General features: G+C 32.8%; 18 protein-coding genes. 4 read left to right on the top strand and 14 right to left on the bottom strand.

The window, feature by feature from the left end:
- Window positions 1-140: 140 nt before the first annotated feature.
- Window positions 141-1358: a glycosyltransferase gene (locus Q0870_RS05575; RefSeq protein ID WP_298553109.1), complete on the top strand. Its 1218-nt coding sequence runs from the start codon at window positions 141-143 to the stop codon at window positions 1356-1358.
- Here Q0870_RS05575 and Q0870_RS05580 read toward each other — a convergent pair.
- The 3 genes from Q0870_RS05580 to Q0870_RS05590 are packed head-to-tail and all read right to left on the bottom strand — an operon-like array spanning window position 1348 to window position 7153.
- The gene (locus Q0870_RS05580; RefSeq protein WP_298553122.1) at window positions 1348-2862 is read right to left on the bottom strand and encodes a cellulase family glycosylhydrolase; all 1515 of its coding nucleotides are present in this window, start codon (window positions 2860-2862) and stop codon (window positions 1348-1350) included. The genes Q0870_RS05575 and Q0870_RS05580 overlap by 11 nt on opposite strands.
- Window positions 2862-4064 (bottom strand): hypothetical protein, encoded by a 1203-nt coding sequence (locus Q0870_RS05585; RefSeq protein ID WP_298553130.1) that lies wholly within the window; start codon window positions 4062-4064, stop codon window positions 2862-2864. The genes Q0870_RS05580 and Q0870_RS05585 overlap by 1 nt, the downstream gene beginning before the upstream one ends.
- On the bottom strand, window positions 4064-7153 hold the full coding sequence (locus tag Q0870_RS05590) for a hypothetical protein (protein ID WP_298553141.1): 3090 nt from the start codon (window positions 7151-7153) through the stop codon (window positions 4064-4066). Before Q0870_RS05590 ends, Q0870_RS05585 begins: the two co-directional genes overlap by 1 nt.
- A 176-nt stretch (window positions 7154-7329) precedes the next feature.
- On the opposite strand from Q0870_RS05590, the gene Q0870_RS05595 reads away from it, so the two are divergent.
- Window positions 7330-8523, top strand: coding sequence for a response regulator (locus Q0870_RS05595; RefSeq protein WP_298553155.1), 1194 nt, complete (start codon window positions 7330-7332; stop codon window positions 8521-8523).
- Between the two features lie 69 nt (window positions 8524-8592).
- Here the strand turns inward: Q0870_RS05595 and moaA are convergent, their stop codons facing one another.
- From moaA to Q0870_RS05650, 11 genes are all read right to left on the bottom strand, one after another.
- Window positions 8593-9600, bottom strand: coding sequence for a GTP 3',8-cyclase MoaA (gene moaA / locus Q0870_RS05600; protein WP_298553166.1), 1008 nt, complete (start codon window positions 9598-9600; stop codon window positions 8593-8595).
- 78 nt (window positions 9601-9678) lie between these two features.
- Entirely contained in the window at window positions 9679-10590 is a 912-nt protein-coding gene (gene moaCB / locus Q0870_RS05605; protein WP_298553174.1) for a bifunctional molybdenum cofactor biosynthesis protein MoaC/MoaB, read from the bottom strand.
- Window positions 10591-10614: 24 nt separating this feature from the next.
- Window positions 10615-10980 (bottom strand): four helix bundle protein, encoded by a 366-nt coding sequence (locus tag Q0870_RS05610; RefSeq protein ID WP_298553188.1) that lies wholly within the window; start codon window positions 10978-10980, stop codon window positions 10615-10617.
- Between the two features lie 48 nt (window positions 10981-11028).
- Entirely contained in the window at window positions 11029-11472 is a 444-nt protein-coding gene (locus tag Q0870_RS05615; RefSeq protein WP_298553202.1) for a molybdenum cofactor biosynthesis protein MoaE, read from the bottom strand.
- Window positions 11462-12547, bottom strand: a complete 1086-nt coding sequence (locus tag Q0870_RS05620; RefSeq protein WP_298553214.1) for a HesA/MoeB/ThiF family protein — start codon at window positions 12545-12547, stop codon at window positions 11462-11464. Before Q0870_RS05620 ends, Q0870_RS05615 begins: the two co-directional genes overlap by 11 nt.
- A gap of 66 nt (window positions 12548-12613) precedes the next feature.
- Window positions 12614-12847, bottom strand: coding sequence for a MoaD/ThiS family protein (locus Q0870_RS05625; protein WP_298553224.1), 234 nt, complete (start codon window positions 12845-12847; stop codon window positions 12614-12616).
- Window positions 12831-13415 carry a molybdenum cofactor guanylyltransferase gene (locus Q0870_RS05630; protein ID WP_298553242.1) on the bottom strand — a complete coding sequence of 195 codons (585 nt, stop codon included), beginning with the start codon at window positions 13413-13415 and terminating at the stop codon, window positions 12831-12833. Before Q0870_RS05630 ends, Q0870_RS05625 begins: the two co-directional genes overlap by 17 nt.
- Window position 13416: 1 nt before the next feature.
- Window positions 13417-14157, bottom strand: coding sequence for a sulfite exporter TauE/SafE family protein (locus tag Q0870_RS05635; protein ID WP_298553250.1), 741 nt, complete (start codon window positions 14155-14157; stop codon window positions 13417-13419).
- A 174-nt stretch (window positions 14158-14331) separates the two neighbouring features.
- On the bottom strand, window positions 14332-14568 hold the full coding sequence (locus tag Q0870_RS05640) for a four helix bundle protein (protein WP_298553255.1): 237 nt from the start codon (window positions 14566-14568) through the stop codon (window positions 14332-14334).
- A gap of 38 nt (window positions 14569-14606) precedes the next feature.
- Window positions 14607-14945, bottom strand: a complete 339-nt coding sequence (locus tag Q0870_RS05645; RefSeq protein WP_298553259.1) for a LysR family transcriptional regulator — start codon at window positions 14943-14945, stop codon at window positions 14607-14609.
- A gap of 9 nt (window positions 14946-14954) precedes the next feature.
- Window positions 14955-16133 carry a molybdopterin molybdotransferase MoeA gene (locus tag Q0870_RS05650; RefSeq protein WP_298553263.1) on the bottom strand — a complete coding sequence of 393 codons (1179 nt, stop codon included), beginning with the start codon at window positions 16131-16133 and terminating at the stop codon, window positions 14955-14957.
- 117 nt (window positions 16134-16250) lie between these two features.
- Between Q0870_RS05650 and Q0870_RS05655 the strand changes: the two genes are divergently transcribed.
- The gene (locus Q0870_RS05655) at window positions 16251-16487 is read left to right on the top strand and encodes a hypothetical protein (protein WP_298553267.1); all 237 of its coding nucleotides are present in this window, start codon (window positions 16251-16253) and stop codon (window positions 16485-16487) included.
- 7 nt (window positions 16488-16494) lie between these two features.
- Window positions 16495-18822 (top strand): molybdopterin-dependent oxidoreductase, encoded by a 2328-nt coding sequence (locus Q0870_RS05660; protein ID WP_298553271.1) that lies wholly within the window; start codon window positions 16495-16497, stop codon window positions 18820-18822.

Raw genomic sequence — 18822 nt, forward strand, 5'->3', positions numbered from 1 at the left:
TCCACTAAAATTAGCTTAATCTAAGGTAATTTGCCATTCGTCTACAGTAAAATTCCAACTATCTAAAAACACCAGCTTTAGTCTCTACTAAGCTGGATATTTGTAGTGTTATTATTAAAAATATTTAAAACCAAATCATTATGAAATTAGCAATCGTTACAGCATATCCTCCAAGTAAAGTTACTTTAAATGAATATGCATATCATTTAGTAAAACACTTCAGACAAAAAGAGCATATTACAGAATTGGTGTTACTTACAGATACTACTGAAGGAAAAAAAGACATCAACTTTACAGAAGATGGATGCAAAATTACAATAAAAGAATGTTGGACATTTAATAGCTATTTAAATATTATAAACGTTACAAAGGCTATCAATCAAGAAAAACCAGATGCTGTATTATTCAATTTGCAGTTTATGAAGTTTGGCGATAAAAAAGTAGCTGCTGCTTTAGGTTTAATGTTGCCACTAGTTTGTAAGCTAAAAAAGATACCAAACATTGTGTTATTGCACAATATACTTGAAGAAGTAGATTTAGGAAGTGCTGGTTTTACTAATAATAAAATCATGCAAAAATTGTATGGATTTATTGGGAGCACACTTACAAGACTTATTCTACAAGCTGATACGGTTGCAGTAACCATGCAGAAATACGTTGATATTTTAAGTAAAAAATATAATGCGACTAATGTGAAATTAATACCTCATGGCACGTTTGAAATTCTTGAAGAACCAAATTATGATATTCCTTTAGAGCCATTTAAAATTATGACTTTTGGAAAATTTGGAACCTATAAAAAAGTAGAAGGTATGATTGAAGCTGTTGAAATGCTTAGAAATGTTTCAGATTTAAATCTTGAAATTGTTATAGCTGGAACAGATAATCCTAATACACCTGGATATTTAGATGCCGTTAGAGAACAATACAGTCATGTAGAAGGGATTACGTTTACAGGTTATGTAGCCGAAGAAGATGTTCCTAAGATATTTAATGAAAGTGCAGTTGTAGTTTTCCCATATACATCTACCACAGGAAGTTCTGGTGTGTTGCACCAAGCAGGAAGTTATGGTAAAGCCGTAGTGATGCCAGATTTAGGAGATTTAGCACTGTTAGTACAAGATGAAGGGTATAGAGGTGAGTTTTTTGATGCCGAAAGCCCTAGTAGTTTAGCTGTAGCATTACAGAAAATATTAGAAGATAATGCGTATCGTGTTTCACTTGAAAAAGCTAATTACAAAGCAGCTACAGCGTATCCGATGTCTAGAATTGCAGATATGTATATCAATACGTTTAAAGGTATTGTTGATAGCAAATTACCTAAAGTAGCATCGCAACCGCAAGAAATTATTCTTTAGAAATATATTTAAAAGCAGGCTTAGTCTCTCCGTTTTGGTCGATAAACCCAAAATGCTCTTGAGTCTGTTTTCTCCAAGGAAGTCGTCCAACGACTTCCTTTGGTATTTCAGTAAAGTCGTAAAGTGTCCAAGACATAAACGAGATATTATTCGCTTTAAAAATCTTTTGAGCGTCTTTATAATACTCAGCTTGATTGTCTTCTGAATTTCCTAGTGGATGCCATAATCCTTTATTTGACGACATTCCAAATTCGGTAATAGCTATAGTTGTATTTGGTAATTCAGTTTTAAGCGTTTTAAATGTAGTATCCAAATCACTTAAATCATCATAGTAATGAAAGCTTACAAAATCTAATTGGTTTGTCAACAGCGTAGCGCTGGCAGCATTGGACCATCCGATAGTTACAGGATGAATGGTGTCTACCGATTTAACTGTAGCTATCATTTCCTTTAACCACGCAGTTACAAGTGTTTTTCCACGAGAATCAAAATCTAAATTAGGTTCATTTTTAATATCCCAAGCAAAAAGCGCATCATGATGTTGTAATGCCGAAACAATACCAAGCACATGATGTTGGTTAAGTGACCAATTAATAACACTATAATCACCATAAAAATCAAAAAGCGTTACCATAACTTTTAGCTGATGCGTTTGCGCCAAATCGAGTACAGTGTTAAGTTTTTCTAATTTTTTAGGATTGATGTTGGCTTTATCAAAATCGTCATACGGTACAAAAATTCTAATGGTATTTAATCCTGCATTTTTTATTATGTTGAAATCTGCATTAATAATTGTTTCATCAAAACCATCACCATACATATCCCAAGGCGTGGCCTGCGGATAATAATTTATACCTCTAATATTTGAAACCTGTTTTGGTACTTTTTTGTCAGAACTCACATAAGGCACACTCTGTTGTTTTATTAAATGCCTAATGCGCCAAAACCCATCTTCTAAAAGCAGAATAATTCTATAGGTAGATTGTTCTTTGGTTTCTAAAACTAGCAAATCATTTTTATATACGCGTTTATATTCTATAACATTACTATCTGTAAGTACGGCAAGTTGCCCATCTTCACTAAAAAAATCTAAATTAAGATGATGCTCTAGAGTCGTGCCATCAATATAAATACTGTCTGCTTTGTTTTTCGATATAATATCAAAAATAGATTGTCGTGCATTTTCGGTATAATAATCATCAATACCTTTGGTGGTATTGGTTTTATAAGCAATATGCTTAACGTACCAAGCATCTAAATAATCGGTTTCAATTGTGGCTAAAGTTTGTGAATCCATAGCGCGACCTTCATTATGTATAGGCGCCCATTCTATTTTTGGTAAGTATTGCTCTATTTTTTTTATCTCAGTGTGTAGCATGTTACTGCGGTCTGCACCTGTATTGAGGTAAGAATAGATGCTGCCAATGCCTAATATAAGTATCGCTGTTATGACTATATACGACAATACTAAAACCCCACGCAATATGTTTTTATTAATCCCCATTAAAGTGTGATGTTTTTTACAGATTTACTAATACCAGCTGCTTGTACCGTAATAGAATAATTGCCTTTTGGAAATTGATTTGGTTTTAATTCAAATTGTACATAACCATCAGCACTTGTTTTTCGTAGTGTTTCTACAATTGTATTGCTTCTATAAATTTGAAGCGTGACTTGTAAACCATCCGGAATCATTTGATTCATGAAACTTTTTAATGGGCCTACCGTAATTTTACGATTAGCGTTAGAAAGTTCTATGTCAAAATCTGAAATTACAGCTTTGTATTCAATATTAATTTTATTGCTTTTAGCCATACCTTCAATAAAGGCTTGAATGAACCATTTATCAGCATGGTCAGGATGAATTATTCTAGCAGTCACGATACCATTTATAGTTGTACCAGATGTTTTTAAAATATTTTGATTAGCTGTTGTAAGAAAAAATTCTACATAAGTACCATCACTAGCTATATTTTGAAATTCATCTTTTATAATTGAAGTCGATAAGGTTGTTATTTGGTTGCCATCTGCGAACTCATGATGCCTTTGGTAACTGATTTCAAAATCAATAGGTGTTGTAGGCATAATATTAACGGTGTATTCTTTTGAATCGAAACCTAAACATGATGAACCCATTAGCATTCTACCTGTTTTTAATGGTGAAAAAATATTTTTATAACTAATGCTGTTTTTAATACTGATCGTATCTATTTGTTGCGTATCTAAAAACTGATGTTTTACAGCAACTTTGGTGTTTTCTGCCAATGGATTATCATAAATATCTATAGGAATAGCAACAAGCATGCTAAAATCTGTTCCACCAGCGGCTATACTCGGTGGCCCTAAATACGTCTGAATAGTAGTAACGTTTTGCTGCGGTATAATGTTGAATTGCCCTTGTAATTCCTCTGTTTTAGTCAGCAAACGCCAATATACAATACCAGACTTATTAGTTATAGTTTCAGGAATAGGATAACTTAACTTATCTAGAGTATTAGAAGGCGTTATAACTGTAGAGCCAAAGCTGTTACTTACATAAAGTAAAGGTGTTGTGTTTGTTGTTGTGCTAAATTCTAATACAATATTGCTCCCTGCAACATATTCAGTTTTAGAGGTGATAAGTGTATAGGTTTCTTTTGCTAAACCATAGGCAAAGGTATATGCTGTTAGCAAAATAATAGTTATATATGTTTTTAGTATCTGCATTAATTTGGGTTTCCTAAATAGGCATTTGTTTCAATCTTTATAAAACTATAAACGGGATGGGTTATAGGTTGCAATTGCGATTGGGTTTGGTTTTTAATTCTATTAGGTAATACTTTATCAGCAATTGCAGTATTTGGTAATCCGTTTACATAACAGTTTTTCATATCATCATTAATAATTGATGCCTTAGTTGTATCAAACGTGTATTCAAAATATTGCTTACGCTGTTGCCTTATGCCTTCTTTAATAAAGGTATGGTCTACCCATAGCAAGGTTTTGTCAGCATCATAATAACTAATCAATACTTGCGGAATGGTTATTTCTTTTATTCCAGAATTAAATAAAGCTCCTGACATACTTTTTTTAGAAATTTTTAAATGACTCAACACTGTTTGTTTGTATAAATCAGACCCAGAAACGTTGCCTGCAACTTGTAAATTGAACTTAGTAGGCTGTTCTTCAAACTCAACAGGTGTAAACTCATCTGGATTAAATGTTTTAGGAATAGAATCTTGGGTTTTAGACCAGGCTATACCTTCAAAATTAATTCTAAACGCACTTACTTCCTTAGGCATTAATTTATGTTTTACTTGGTGTTTTGCGTTATACGTCGCCAGCGCTTTGTTATCATCATTATACAATGTGCCTTTTAAAACCACGTCTGCAGGTACATTATCTATATTTTGAATTTCGCCAATTAGGGCATAACTCTTATTGTGTTTTACCAATTTAGCTTGCAATATTTCTAAAACAGGTTGCTTTAAAACATCTTCATGATGGGTTTGTTCTGTGGTAATGCGACGTCTACCTTGGTTAAAATAGTCTGTTGTATTGTTACTGTAAAACTGGTCTGGTGGTAAATCTAAATCTACAGCGTTTGGTTCAATAAACCATTTCCCATCTACTTTAATTAAAGATTTATAAAAGGTTTTGTCTATTTTTTCTAAAGGTGTAATCCATTTTGTTTTCACAATGGCAGAAGCTAATGTATCTGTTTGTGTAGTTATTTCGGTATCTATAGCATCTAGCTTAGCGTAAGAACTTAATAGGCCATCTGTTACCGATATTTCCAACATATATTGCGAAATGGTTAAATCACTTTCTGGATTAATAAGGCTATGTGCTTTTTCATACTGTTTAAAATCTAAGGCGTCATAATAGGCAAGTAGTGCATTTTCTGGAGTATGATGACTTTCGTTTTTTAAATAGAATTGATACATGCCGAAACCAAAAATAATAGCCAATATTATAGACCAAACATGAGTTGTTCTTAAAACGCCATTAGAAAATTTTGCATAGTTATTTTTAAAGTTTAAATAATCAGGTACATGTTTTACTCTTGTTTTAAGTGCACGTGCAAATAGTAAATGGATGTTTAAAAAGAAGGCAATAAGCACCGTTAAAAAAGGTATTGTGCCCCAAAGTATTTTTTGCCATTTAACAACATCATCTTTTGGTAAAATGGAGGATAATGGCGGCACGTTTAATTTTTCCCAAACCTGTATGCCGTTTTCTAATTGTCGCAAACGTTGCCATCCGCAGAAATACAAAATTGGGTCGTAAAATTTATCGTTAGAAAATATGTATTTGAAATTATATTTTTCAGGTGTGGTTAAAAATTGTTGTAAAGAGCCAATACCTTCAACACCTTTAAATTTTGAATTTTCTAAACGCTCAATGGGGCGTGTGGTTAATTCTGGTAAGCGTCTTGCAGAATGATAATTACCATCAACACTCAAAGCTTTGGTTTGTGCCGATAACCAAGCCATTTGGTCACCAAAACCTAAAGTCATATACCGCCATTGGTCATGCTGATCTTGATTTAAGAAATTCACAATAGGTAACATCTTAATTTTTTGAGGTTGTGAGGGCCTAAAATATCCAAGACTCATTGTGAAGATGGTCATAAAAACGAATAAACCAGCAAGAATACCTCCAATAATTCTGTGGTAAACAGCTCCAAATTTGTTTTGTATTAGTGTTTTTAAATCACCTTCAGACAATCGGTATACAAATTCTCCAAAAAGCGGAATAGACATAATAGATGCCCACAATGTAAATCTATCTAAAGTTAAAATATTAAAAGCAGTTTCACCTAAAAATAAACGCGGAATAGGCGTGGTGCCACCCGTACCTAAAACTGTAAGTATGGTTATAGATAGTCCAAAAAAGAGATAGCGTTTGCTATAATATCTATAAAAAATATAAGGCAATACGATAAGTAATACACCCCAAGGAATTAAAAAGAATACTAAACCTGATGAGGTGATTTCTAAAAAGTTATCACGAGAACCATGAGGAATTGGTACTTGGGTTATGGGGTTGTTTTTTGAGTTTATCCAATAAGGTAAAATACAACCAACAATTATAACTAGTGATAGTAACCCAAAACTTATAATGCGTTTAAATAGTTTAAAAAAGCTATTTAAGAATACTTTAAAGGTAACGGCTTTCATGTTGCCTACCGCTTCTTTAGAAACATCCATAAGCACCATGCCAATTAAAGGAAAAATAAAAAATATCATCCCGAATATAGGTGTCACATGGTGTGATGTTACAGTAACTGCAATTAAAGATAAGCACGTGCATAAATACCTAAGTTTGCCAGTTTTAAGCCATAAATATATTTCTGGTAAGGCGTGCATTAATACTGATATACCAATAATACTTGGCAATTGTCCAAACACATGTAAAGTCTCTACAAATGATGAGGATAACACAGCTAAAATAGCAGCATATCCTGCTACGGTTCTATTCCCTGTAATAAGTAATGAGAATCTATACGCTCCAGTTATAAAGAGCACAATACTAATAAGTGCCACCACAAACAAGCCAAATTTTAAACCACCAATAAGCGATAAAGCCGCAATAGATTGATGAACTAGTGGTGGATAACTCATTACCGTAAAGCCTGTATACCACTTGTAACTCCAAGGTTCAAACCAGCTACCAGCATAGTGTTCTGCAAAAAATAAATGTATTAATGCATCATATGTACTTTCTAAGGTGAAAAATATAGAAGTACCATGAAACGCAATGCCAATAAGCAGCGCAATGATTAAATGTTTATTTGATTTTTTTGGGTTCAATAGGTTCTTGTTTTCAACAATGTAAAGATATATAATGGGTTTGGTTACTTCAATCTTAATCGTCTACAGTAAATTACCATTCGTCTACACAAAACATCGTATTAAGCTAAAATAGACTTTTTCTTACGGCAATCATAATACTTTTGTCATGTAAATAATCACAAAAACTATTTATCATGAAAATTTTAGCAATCGACGATCAACAATTAGTATTGTTGCCATTACAAAAACGATTAAACGAATTAGGATACGAAGTTATCGCAGAAACTGATGCCAACGAAGGTATTTCGAAGTACAATAGCTTTAATCCAGATTTAGTAATAGTAGATATTAATATGCCAGGAGTTTTTGGTTTAGACATCGTTAAATATATTAGAAATTCTAAAAATTCAGAAACACCAATCATGGTGTTATCTGGAAATACAGATGATGCCATAATAACTACGGGCTTTGATTTAGGAATTAACGATTACATGAAAAAACCATTAAGTCTTAATGAAATTTGTGCACGTGTAAAACGATTAATTGGAAGTCCTGAAAATCAAAGTGCAAGTATTGAAACTGATGTAATGATTCAACAACGTTGCGTTGGCGTTGTAATTCCTTGTTATAATGAAGAAGATAGATTATTGAGTGACGAATTCCTTCAGTTTATTGATAAAAATACGGGATATCACTTATGCTTTGTAAATGATGGTAGTAAAGATAATACTTTAGAAGTGTTACATGATTTGCAGAAAGGACGTGAAGATTTCATTACAGTTTACAATTGTGAGAAAAACGGTGGAAAAGCCGAAGCTGTAAGATTGGGTATGTTACATATGGCTGAAAAATCAGATTTGGATTACATAGGATTTTTAGATGCTGATTTATCTACGGACTTAAAAGATTTTGACGATTTAGTATCTACCATCGAAAATTCTAACTTCAAAATAGTTAGTGGCTCTAGAATAAGTAGAATGGGCGCAAATATTACTAAAGAGTCTGCTAGGAAAATTATAAGCATGACAGTTAATTTCATTATTAGAAAAATTCTAGGTATGAATTTTAAAGACACACAATGCGGTGCTAAAATTTTTAGTAAAGATGTGATTCACTTAGCGTTTGATGAGAAATTTGTAACCCAATGGATTTTTGATGTTGAAATATTTAAAAGAATGTCTATCCATTTTGGAACCAAACATGCAGCAAAATTAATTTGTGAGCAGCCTTTAAAACGTTGGATTCATGCTGATGGCTCTAAACTGTCTATGAAAGATTCCATTAAAATAATTATGCAATTAGGACAAATAGCATGGGTATATAGAAAAAGAAAAAATAGTTTGGTTGATAGTACTCAAGTTGAACTAAAATTAGTTCACAAGAGCTAATTTGGTTTAATTTGTTTATGTTTTTGTGATTAAAAGGTAGTGCTTATGTACTACCTTTTTTCATTTTTATTATCCACCAATAGTAATCATACTTCTATTATTGTTATGTAATTTAGGCTCTTGTAGTTTTTTTAAAGTATCCATACCACCTCGTACTTTTAATTTAGCCAAAACTGCTTTTTGAATCACAGGTTCAATAGATTTCCCCGCTCTAAGTGTTGTTAATAAATCTGATTCTCCAGAAGAAAATAAACAGTTTTTTAATTGTCCATTAGCTGTTAAACGTAATCTGTTACAAGAATCGCAAAACGGATTGGTAACAGAACTAATAATAGCAAAACTACCTTTGTAGTTTTTAATTTTATAGTTTTTAGAGGTGTCATTAGGAGCATCTTGTAAGCGCTCTATTTTATCTTCCGCGAAAGCGTTATTAACATAGGTCATTACTTCGGCATACGATATCATTTTACTCATATCCCATTTATTACCATCAAAAGGCATAAATTCTATAAAGCGAATAACTACAGGTAAATCTTTAGTGAATTTAATAAAATCGATAATTTCATTATCATTAAAACCTTTTATTAAAACCACATTTACTTTTACAGTAAAGCCTTCTTTTACCAATAATAAAATATTATTATAAACCTTTTTAAAGTCGTGTCTGCGAGTAATATGTTTAAACTTACTTTCGTCTAAAGAGTCTAGACTTACGTTAATTTTATTGACATTATATTTCTTTAAAATATCAATAAATTTATCAATTATAACAGCGTTTGATGTTATTGACAGCTCCACAGGAAGTGACGCTAACTTTTCTAATATAACAGGAATATCTTTTCTAACTAAAGGTTCGCCTCCTGTTAATCGTATTTTTGTAACACCATTATCTACAAATGTTTTAGCGATTTTATAAATTTCTTCATAAGTCATTAAATGACTTTTAGGGGATAGAGGTACACCATTTGCAGGCATGCAATAGGTACAACGTAAATTACAACGCTCGGTTAAAGAGATGCGTAAATAGGTATGGTCTCTACCGTGTGTATCTTGTAATATGTTTTTGTTTTCACTCATTTCTTTGTTTTGTTTAATTGTTGAATCGTTGAACTGTGAAATCGGTTAAACGACTTAACAATTCCACGAATAAACATTTTAGTCATGTCTTGCACCTTTTAGTATTCTAAAAACATGTAATACGGCTGGAAAAATAGCTTCCATAGATTCTTTTGCGCCATTTGTAGAGCCTGGTAATGCCAGAACTAAAGTGTCTCCAATAGTACCTGCAATACTTCTAGATAACATGGAGAACGGCATACGTTCTTGACCATAACTTCTAATCGCTTCTTCAATTCCTGGAATTCTTCTTTCTAATAAAGGGAGAAGTGCTTCTGGCGTCACATCACGTCCAGAAAGCCCTGTTCCTCCAGTATATATAACCATATCTATACCTTGTTTTTGGTATGATTTTGCTTTTTGTTGAATAGCATCAACTTCATCTGGAATAATAACATATTCTGATATTTTAACATCACACTCTTCAAGCTTGTTAATAATAGCTTTTCCTGCCTTATCTTCTTTATGACCAGCTGAAATCGTATCTGAGCAAACCACAACGGCTGCTCTTAAATCTTTTCTAAATTTATCTGTAAAATCGGATTTCCCTCCCTTTTTATTCAACAGTTTTATAGCATGAATTTCTATGCCTTTATCAATGGGTTTAAGCATGTCGTACATGTTTAGTGCCACCACACTTGCTCCATGCATGGCTTCAACTTCTACACCTGTTTTGTAAATGGTTTTTACAGTAAATAAAATGGTGATTTCTAATCCGTTGGTTACGTATTCAATACCTGTAAACTCAATTGGTAAAGGATGGCAATCAGGAAGAATATCTGGAGTGCGTTTTACACCTAATAAACCAGCGGCTTTACTCATAGCAAATACGTTTCCTTTTGGTACCGTATCGTTTTCTATGGCTTGTATTGTTTCTATTTTACTAACCTTTACAACAGCTTGTGCTATTGCGGTTCTTAGTGTTGTACTTTTATGTGTTATGTCGACCATAATGGTGAGGATTCGTTGAGTTGTTTATTTTTTTAATTGTGATTTGCGTAATGCATTTAACTTATTGGAAATTTTTTCAATTTCCGTTCTAAGTGTTTGATAATTATTTTCGTTTATAAAGTTTAATTCTTTGGCTATAATAAGTTGATTAAGAACTTCCATTAACGAACTAAAAGCCATAGTTGAAAAGTGTGCTTTGTCTTTATTTGTATTTCGAGAAGTACCTTCTGCTAAATTTGAAGCTACTGATATTGAAGCATGTCTCAATTGATTTGTTAATCCAAATTTTTCTTGACTAGGAAATTCTTTAGTTATTAAATAAATAAGTTTGACTAATTCTTTTGAATCTAACCAAACATTCAATTTTTCAAATGAAAATGTATACGCCATTTTTTACGATTAAACAGTTAAACTAATTAACAGGTAAACAAAAAATACTTATGTGTTTTTCTTCCATTGATGCGATTCATCTTCAAAAATCTCTTTTCCAAAAACAGGAACATCAGCTTTTATGGCTTCAACAATAAATTCTAAAGCTTCAAAAACCACTTTTCGTCTTGGTGACGATACAAATACGAATAAGCATATTTCACCTGCTTTTACGGTGCCTAAACTATGGTAAATGTGCATGCATGTGAGTTCAAATTTTTCGAAAGCCGATTCTCTAATGTCATGGGATTTCTGGTTTGCCATATCTTCATAAGCCGTATATTCAATAGCTGAAACTGTTTTACCGTCGATTTCATCAGCTCTTACTTGTCCTAAAAAAATATTATGAGCACCAATACTCGTTTTGGTTTGGTGTTTATAAATTGAATTGCCAATAAAATCGGATGTTATAGCGCCTTCTTTAAATACACTTTTAGGTTTTTTATCTTTCATTTTGATGATTTTTTATTTTATTTTTTATTTCTGATGCTCCTTCTATTATGCTAAAGCTGTTTTCTATGTTTAATTCTTGTAGTAATGATACAGCGCGTTTACAGCGTGTTCCAGATTGGCAAAACAGCGCTTTCTTTTTGGGTTTATCTATTTTGTTTAAACTGTTTTCTAGTTCGCTTAAAGGAATATATGTAATATTTAAATCTTCAATTTTTGGTTGTTCGTGTGTTTCTCTAACATCGATAAACTGAATGTTTTCTTCTGATAAAAAGGCATCTATCGAAATAGGAACTACTTCAATTTCACAATTAAAATCAATTTTGGTTTTATGGAAATTAGCTTTGTTTTTTAAAACATTAGCAATGGTCTTTTCATTTCTACTAATTTTTAATATTGAATTTTGAAGTGTTAGTGCGTTATAGCAAAACAGTTTTCCCGAAAGGGTAGTGCCAAGTTCTAATACTATTTTTAAAACTTCGTTGGCTTGCATGGTTCCAATAATACCCGGTAGTACACCTAAAACACCAATTTCTGAGCAATTTGGAACACTTCCTTTTGCTGGTGCTTCAGGAAACAAACAGCGGTAACTTGGACCTTTTTTGTAATTGAAAACAGAAACTTGACCTTCAAATTTATAAATAGCACCAAAAACTAAAGGTTTGTTCGTAATTATACAAGCATCATTGACTAAGTATCGCGTTTCAAAATTATCGGTTCCATCAACAATAATATCATATTTATTAAATAAATTGATAGCGTTTTGATGCGTTAATTTTTCCGCGTAAGCGATAATTGAAATATCACTATTTAAATCTTCTAATCGTTGTTTTGCCGCTTCAGCTTTATTTTTTCCTAACGTTGAGGTTCCAAATAAAATTTGACGTTGTAGGTTAGAAATATCTACAGTGTCAAAATCAATAATACCAAGTGTGCCAATACCCGCCGCAGCTAGATATTGTAATATGGGGCAGCCTAATCCACCTGCTCCAATAACTAAAGCTTTGGCACTAGAAATTTTATCTTGGCCTGCTTGCCCGATTTCCGATAAGATTATATGTCTGTTATATCTACTCATTAATTGTTGAATTGTTTATTTGTTGAATTGTTTAAACGGATAAACACATCAACGATTAAACAGAAATTATCCACCAGCAAAAGGTGGTAATAAAGCAATTTCTTGTCCTGTTATTTCTGTTTCGTTAGAAACTAATTCTTGATTTTGAGCAATTTGAAAATCTTTGTTTATTAGTTTGCTGTATTTTTTATTAAGCACTTCTATTAAATCGGAAACTAAACTTCCAGAAAACTCTAAAGACTCTTCTTCTAGTTTTGTAACTTCTGCTATTTGCCCAAAATATTTAATGGTTATTTGCATCTTTAATGGCTTTATATTCGTTTTGAGTATTCACGTTTGTTGTAGAAAACTCTAGTTCTTTTTCTAATATTATATTTTTCGATTTACAACTGTTAATAGCCACTCGCAAACGTCTTTCATCATTTTTTAAAAAGGTGTTAAACGTATTTAATACATTGCTTTTGTACAATGCAATTAAAGGCATGCTTTTTCCGTTGCTTTCAGCTTGGATAATTTGAGATGTATTATCTATATTATCAATTAACTTTTGAAGTATTTCGGTTTTAATTAAAGGGATATCGCAACTTAATATTAAGTTATACTCGGTTGATGATGCTTCTAATCCAGAGCATATTCCAGAAACAGGACCAGCATCTTTTGTAATATCGTTGATACGTTTTAATCCAAAAGAGTCATATTTAGAATCATCAGAAACAATCAAAATTTCAGAAACTAAAGGTTGTAAAGCCTCAATGCTATATTGTACAAAGGGTTTGTTATTTAATATTAAAAACCCTTTATCAGAACCCATTCTAGAGCTTTTTCCCCCAGCTAAAATAATGCCCGTTATGTTCGTTTTGTTTATCATTTTATGTAAACATAAGTTTAGCGCAAGCTATGATTAATACAAAGGCTAAAATATACCGTAAACGTTGATTGTTGATTTTTTTGCTGCCATAATAGCCACCTAATATCCCGCCAATAAGTGCAATAGCAACTAATAAAAATGATTCTTTTTCTATGGTAACACCAACGCTAAATTGTCCTATTAATGCCGAAACCGAATTAACCCAAATAAATAGCGCGGAAACAGCAGCAGCTTCCTTCATTTTTCCCCAATGGAATAATAAAATTAGAGGTGTTAATATAATACCGCCTCCAATTCCGATTAATCCAGAGAAGAATCCGATAACAGCACCAACTATAAGTCCTTGCCAAAGTTTTATGCCTTTAATAGTATCATTTTCTTTTCCAAAAACATTCATCATTTTTAAGATGGCAAATATTAATAAGACCGCTAATATTTTTTTATATAAAGACGCATCAATATCAAATCGACCACCTAACAAAGAAAAAGGAATGGATGATATGGCAAATGCTAAAAATAGTTTTTTATTAAAATGCCCTGCTTTGTAGTAATAGTAAAACGAAATACCAGCCACAAAAATGTTAAGGAGTAGGGCGGTAGGTTTCATGCTTTCTGGAGCAAATGAAAATAATGCCATAAGTGCTAAGTAGCCACTAGCTCCGCCGTGTCCCACACTAGAGTATAAAAACGATACTATTGGGAGTATGAGTAAAAAGATGTATATGTTTTCAGTTTGTAACATAAAGTGTCTAAAGTGTCTAAAGTGTAAAGTATTTAAAGTTAAATGTGCTCAACATATTTAAAGTTTGTTTGCTATAGATGTAAAAAGTGCCAAAAGTTCTTTTGCTTCTTTCGTAATAGAACTTAATTTGTCTTTTTCAATCCAATTCATGTCATTTATTATTTCTAACCAATATTATGTTTCACTTGCTTCACTTTCTGATATTTTAATTTTATTTTTAAAATCTCTTTTACTCCGAGACCTGTTTACTTCACGATAGTTAGCACCTACGCTTGTGCCTGACTTTGTAATTTGGTTTTTAATAACTCTGGCTTCAATTGTATTAGGAAGAATTGCCGATAATTTGATAATTGATATTCCAAATTGACGTGTTCTATATTCTAGTTTTTTAGCAAATTCTTTATTATCCATCACTTTTTAACTTTAGGCATTTTAAATATTTTAGGCACTTATAAACTTTTAATCTTCTCCAACTGCTCATCCAAAAACTTCCAACAATTTTTATTGATTTCATCAAAGGCTTCAATCAAAGATTTTCCGTATTCTGTAAGTTCAGCGCCACCACCACCTTTACCACCAATAATATTTATGGTTACAGGTTTTTTAGCAGATTTGTTTACAGAGTCTAATAATTGCCAAGCTTTTTTATAGGATATTTTCAAAGATTTTGCTGCTTTTGATAATGAGCCTGTATCATCAATAGCTTTCAATAAATGCACTCTGCCTTCGCCTAAAAGCACATTGTTATCAGATTCAATCCAGATTCTACTTTTTATTTTATAACCCATAATATTTATTTACGCAGGTAATTGTATCACTTCAATACTGTCGCCTTTTTCTATTTTAGTAACGTTTTCAGGAGCAAACACCAAAGCATTTGATAACGCAAATGTTTGCAACATGGAGGAATTCTGTCCGTCTAAAATTTCAACTTGTCCGTCTTCATAAATACCTTTTAAAAACTGCGGTCGGTCGCCTTTCTTTTCAAAATTAGAAATAGATTTTGCCATAACCCGAGGTAATTCTAAATTTTCTCTGTTCATTAACTGCTGCAAAACGATATACACATACACGTAAAAGCACGATAGGGCAGCAGCAGGATTTCCTGGTAATGCAAAAATTTGAGTAGTATCCTTTTTTCCATAGAATAAAGGCTTTCCAGGTTTTTGTTTTACCTTATAAAATAGTTCTGAAACTTGTAATTCTCTTAATGCTTTTCCAACAAAATCGTAATCGCCAACCGATATGCCGCCTGTAATCATAACTAAATCATTATCATTTATGGCTGTATTAAGTGTTTCAACAGTTTTATTATAATCATCTTCAACTTTATAAAGTGTTACATCGTAATATCTTAAATTGTATAAAGCGCTCAGTAACATTTTAGAATTGCTTTCGTAAATTTTACCATATGGTAAATCTTGTCCAGGTTCAATTAACTCGTTACCTGTAGTTACAATGGCAATATTTGGTTTTTTAAAAACAGAAACTTCGGTAATCCCCAATGAAATTAAATACCCAATAGCAGCAGGAGTTAGTTTCGTCCCTTTTTTTAGAGCTATTTCTCCAGTTTTTACTTGTTCGCCTAATGGGCGTATATTTAGTTCTAGTTTAATTTGATGAGATATAGTAATAGTATTTTCATTTACAGTAACTTTTTCTTGCATCATAACGGCATTTGCAGAATCTGGTACAGGAGCTCCTGTAAAAATGCGAATAGCTTCACCCTTTTTTAAAATAGGTTGATGACCATCACCAGCTTTTACTTCTCCTTTTAATTTATACGATAAATTATCATGTATATTTAAAGCATATCCATCCATAGCAGATTGCCTAAATGGTGGCATATTTATAGGAGATAGTATGTCTTTAAATAAGATATAACCTCCAGCTTTTTCAACTTTTTTTGTTGTTTTTTTTAATAAAGGTTTTCCGTTGTTTTTTAGTATTGAAATAGCTTCGGAAATTGTAATCATAGTAAATTATCGTTATGTATTTGCAAATATAGCGATAATGCTTTTTATTACAACATGACAAATGTCATATAATTACATGCTAAAAAACAGGACTTTTATATCCGAAATAAAAAAAATATGCCAATAAAAAGTTATTTAGCACATCCAAAAACAGGAGAAAAACAAACACTTATTAATGCGTTAAGTCTTTTAAATGGATGTGAAGTAATACCCGCTACAAATCAAGATGTGGTTGTGGTAGTAACAGAAACATCAGACGACGCTTCTGATGTCATTCTCAAAGACAAGATAGAACATATAGATAGCCTAAAACTACTAGCATTAGTTTCTGGCTTTAATACTCCACAAAACTAGCACACGTATGTACAATTCATTATCAAGTAGAAGAAATTTTATTAAAAAAATGGCGCAACTGTCTGCAATGACAGCAGCTGCCGCCATGTTTCCGGGTATATTGTTTGCTAGCGAGCAAGAAGCGGGAATTCCTAATAGTGCCAATTTAGACTGGAAAAAAGGGCCTTGTCGTTTCTGCGGTGTAGGCTGTGGTATTCTTGTAGGTACTGAAAACGGAAAAGCAGTTGCTGTAAAAGGCGACCCTAATTGTTCAGTTAATAAAGGATTGCTTTGTGTGAAAGGCTATCATCAAACCATGTGTATTCAATCTAAAGATAGATTAACCCATGCTTTGGTAAAAAAGAATGGGAAGTATGTAAAAACACCATTAAATGAAGCTTTAGATATAGTTGCTAATAAAATGAAGTCTACTATTGAAGCTCATGGAAAAGATTCTGTAGCTATGTATACGTCTGGACAATCTACTATTCCAGAAGGTTATGTGGCCTCAAAATTAATGAAAGGTGCCATTGGGACTAATAACTTAGACTGTAACGCCCGTTTATGTATGGCGAGTGCTGTGGCTGGTTTTTTAACCACTTTTGGTGCAGATGAGCCTATGGGATGTTATGAAGATATAGACCATGCAGACTACTTTATAACTTGGGGAAATAATATGGCAGAAATGCACCCTGTGTTATTTTCTAGAATGTTAGAGCAGAAAACAAGGAGAGGTGCGAAAATTATAGATTTTGCAACTCGTACATCTCGTTCAAGTACAGCATCAGATAGGTCTATTTTATTTGAACCACAAACCGATTTAGCAGTTGCAAATGCTATTTGTTATGAGATTATTAATAACGGATGGGTTAATAAATCCTTTGTTGAAAAACATTGTAATTTTAGTAAAGGACTGACTAATATTGGCTATGGAACAGAAGATAAATTCAATTTTAAAGATAAACCCGAAAAAATAGACTTTGCTGCTTTTAAAGCGTTTTTAAATGATTACACACCAGAGAAGGTTGAAAAATATTCAAAAGTATCTGCTAAAGATATCAAGTATTTGGCTTCTATTTATGGAGACCCTAATAAAAAAGTAGTGTCTTATTGGTGTATGGGGATGAACCAGCATACCAGAGGAACATGGATGAATAATTTAGTATATAATATTCATTTACTGACAGGTAAAATATCACAACCAGGAAATGGCCCATTTTCATTAACAGGGCAACCTTCAGCATGTGGAACAGCTCGTGAGGTTGGAACGTTTACACACAAATTACCAAAAGGTGTTGTAATGAATCCAAAACATAGAGCATTAGCTGCTAAAATATGGAAAGTGCCTGTAGAACGCATTCCTGCGAAGCCAACTTATCATGCTACTGAAATGTTTAGAGCCGTAGACCGTGGCGATATTAAATTTATATGGACACAAGTTACTAATCCATTAGTGTCTTTACCTAAAACGAGTCGATATCGACCGGCTATGGAAAAAGACTCTTGTTTTGTGGTGGTTTCAGATGTGTTTCCAACACCAACGTCTGATGTGGCCGATGTTATTTTACCAGCATCATGGCATATTGAAAAAAGTGGATTATACGGAAATTCAGAACGTCGCACTCAACATTGGGACAAAATGGTAGAAGGTCCAGGAGAAACCACACCAGATGCGTGGATGACTATTGAAGTTGCAAAACGTATGGGCTATGGCGATTTATTTCCATATAGCGAAGAAAATCATGTTGAGGAAATTTATAACGAATACCGTCAATTCCATGAAGGAGCAAAACATGGCATGGCACCTTTAGAAGTTTTAAAGAAAGAATCAGGAGCCATTTGGCCATACGTAAATGGAAAATCTACACAATGGCGTTTTAACGCAAAATATGACCCAGCTTGTAAAGAGGGTTCTGATTTTGATTTCTACGGAAAACCCGATGGAAAAGCGGTTATTTGGCAACGTCCTTACGAACCTGCTGCAGAATCTCCAGATGCTGAATATCCATTCTGGTTAAACACAGGTCGTGTAATTGAGCATTGGCATACTGGTTCTATGACTAGGCGAATTCCAGTACTACATAAAGCAATGCCAGAAGCGTATATAGAGTTTCATCCAGATGATGCTAAAGCATTAAAAATTAGGGATGGCGAAAATATAAAAGTAACATCAAGACGTGGTTCTTGCGTATTGCCAGCATCGGTAAATAAAAGAGGTCTGCCAACAAGAGGTCAGGTTTTTGTACCGTTTTTTGATGAGAATATGTTGATAAACGATGTGACTTTGGATGCTTTTTGTCCAATCTCCAAAGAACCAGATTATAAAAAATGTGCTGTTAAAGTTGAAAAAGCTTAA

The sequence above is a fragment of the uncultured Algibacter sp. genome, from assembly GCF_947487575.1.
Lineage (GTDB): Bacteria > Bacteroidota > Bacteroidia > Flavobacteriales > Flavobacteriaceae > Algibacter_B.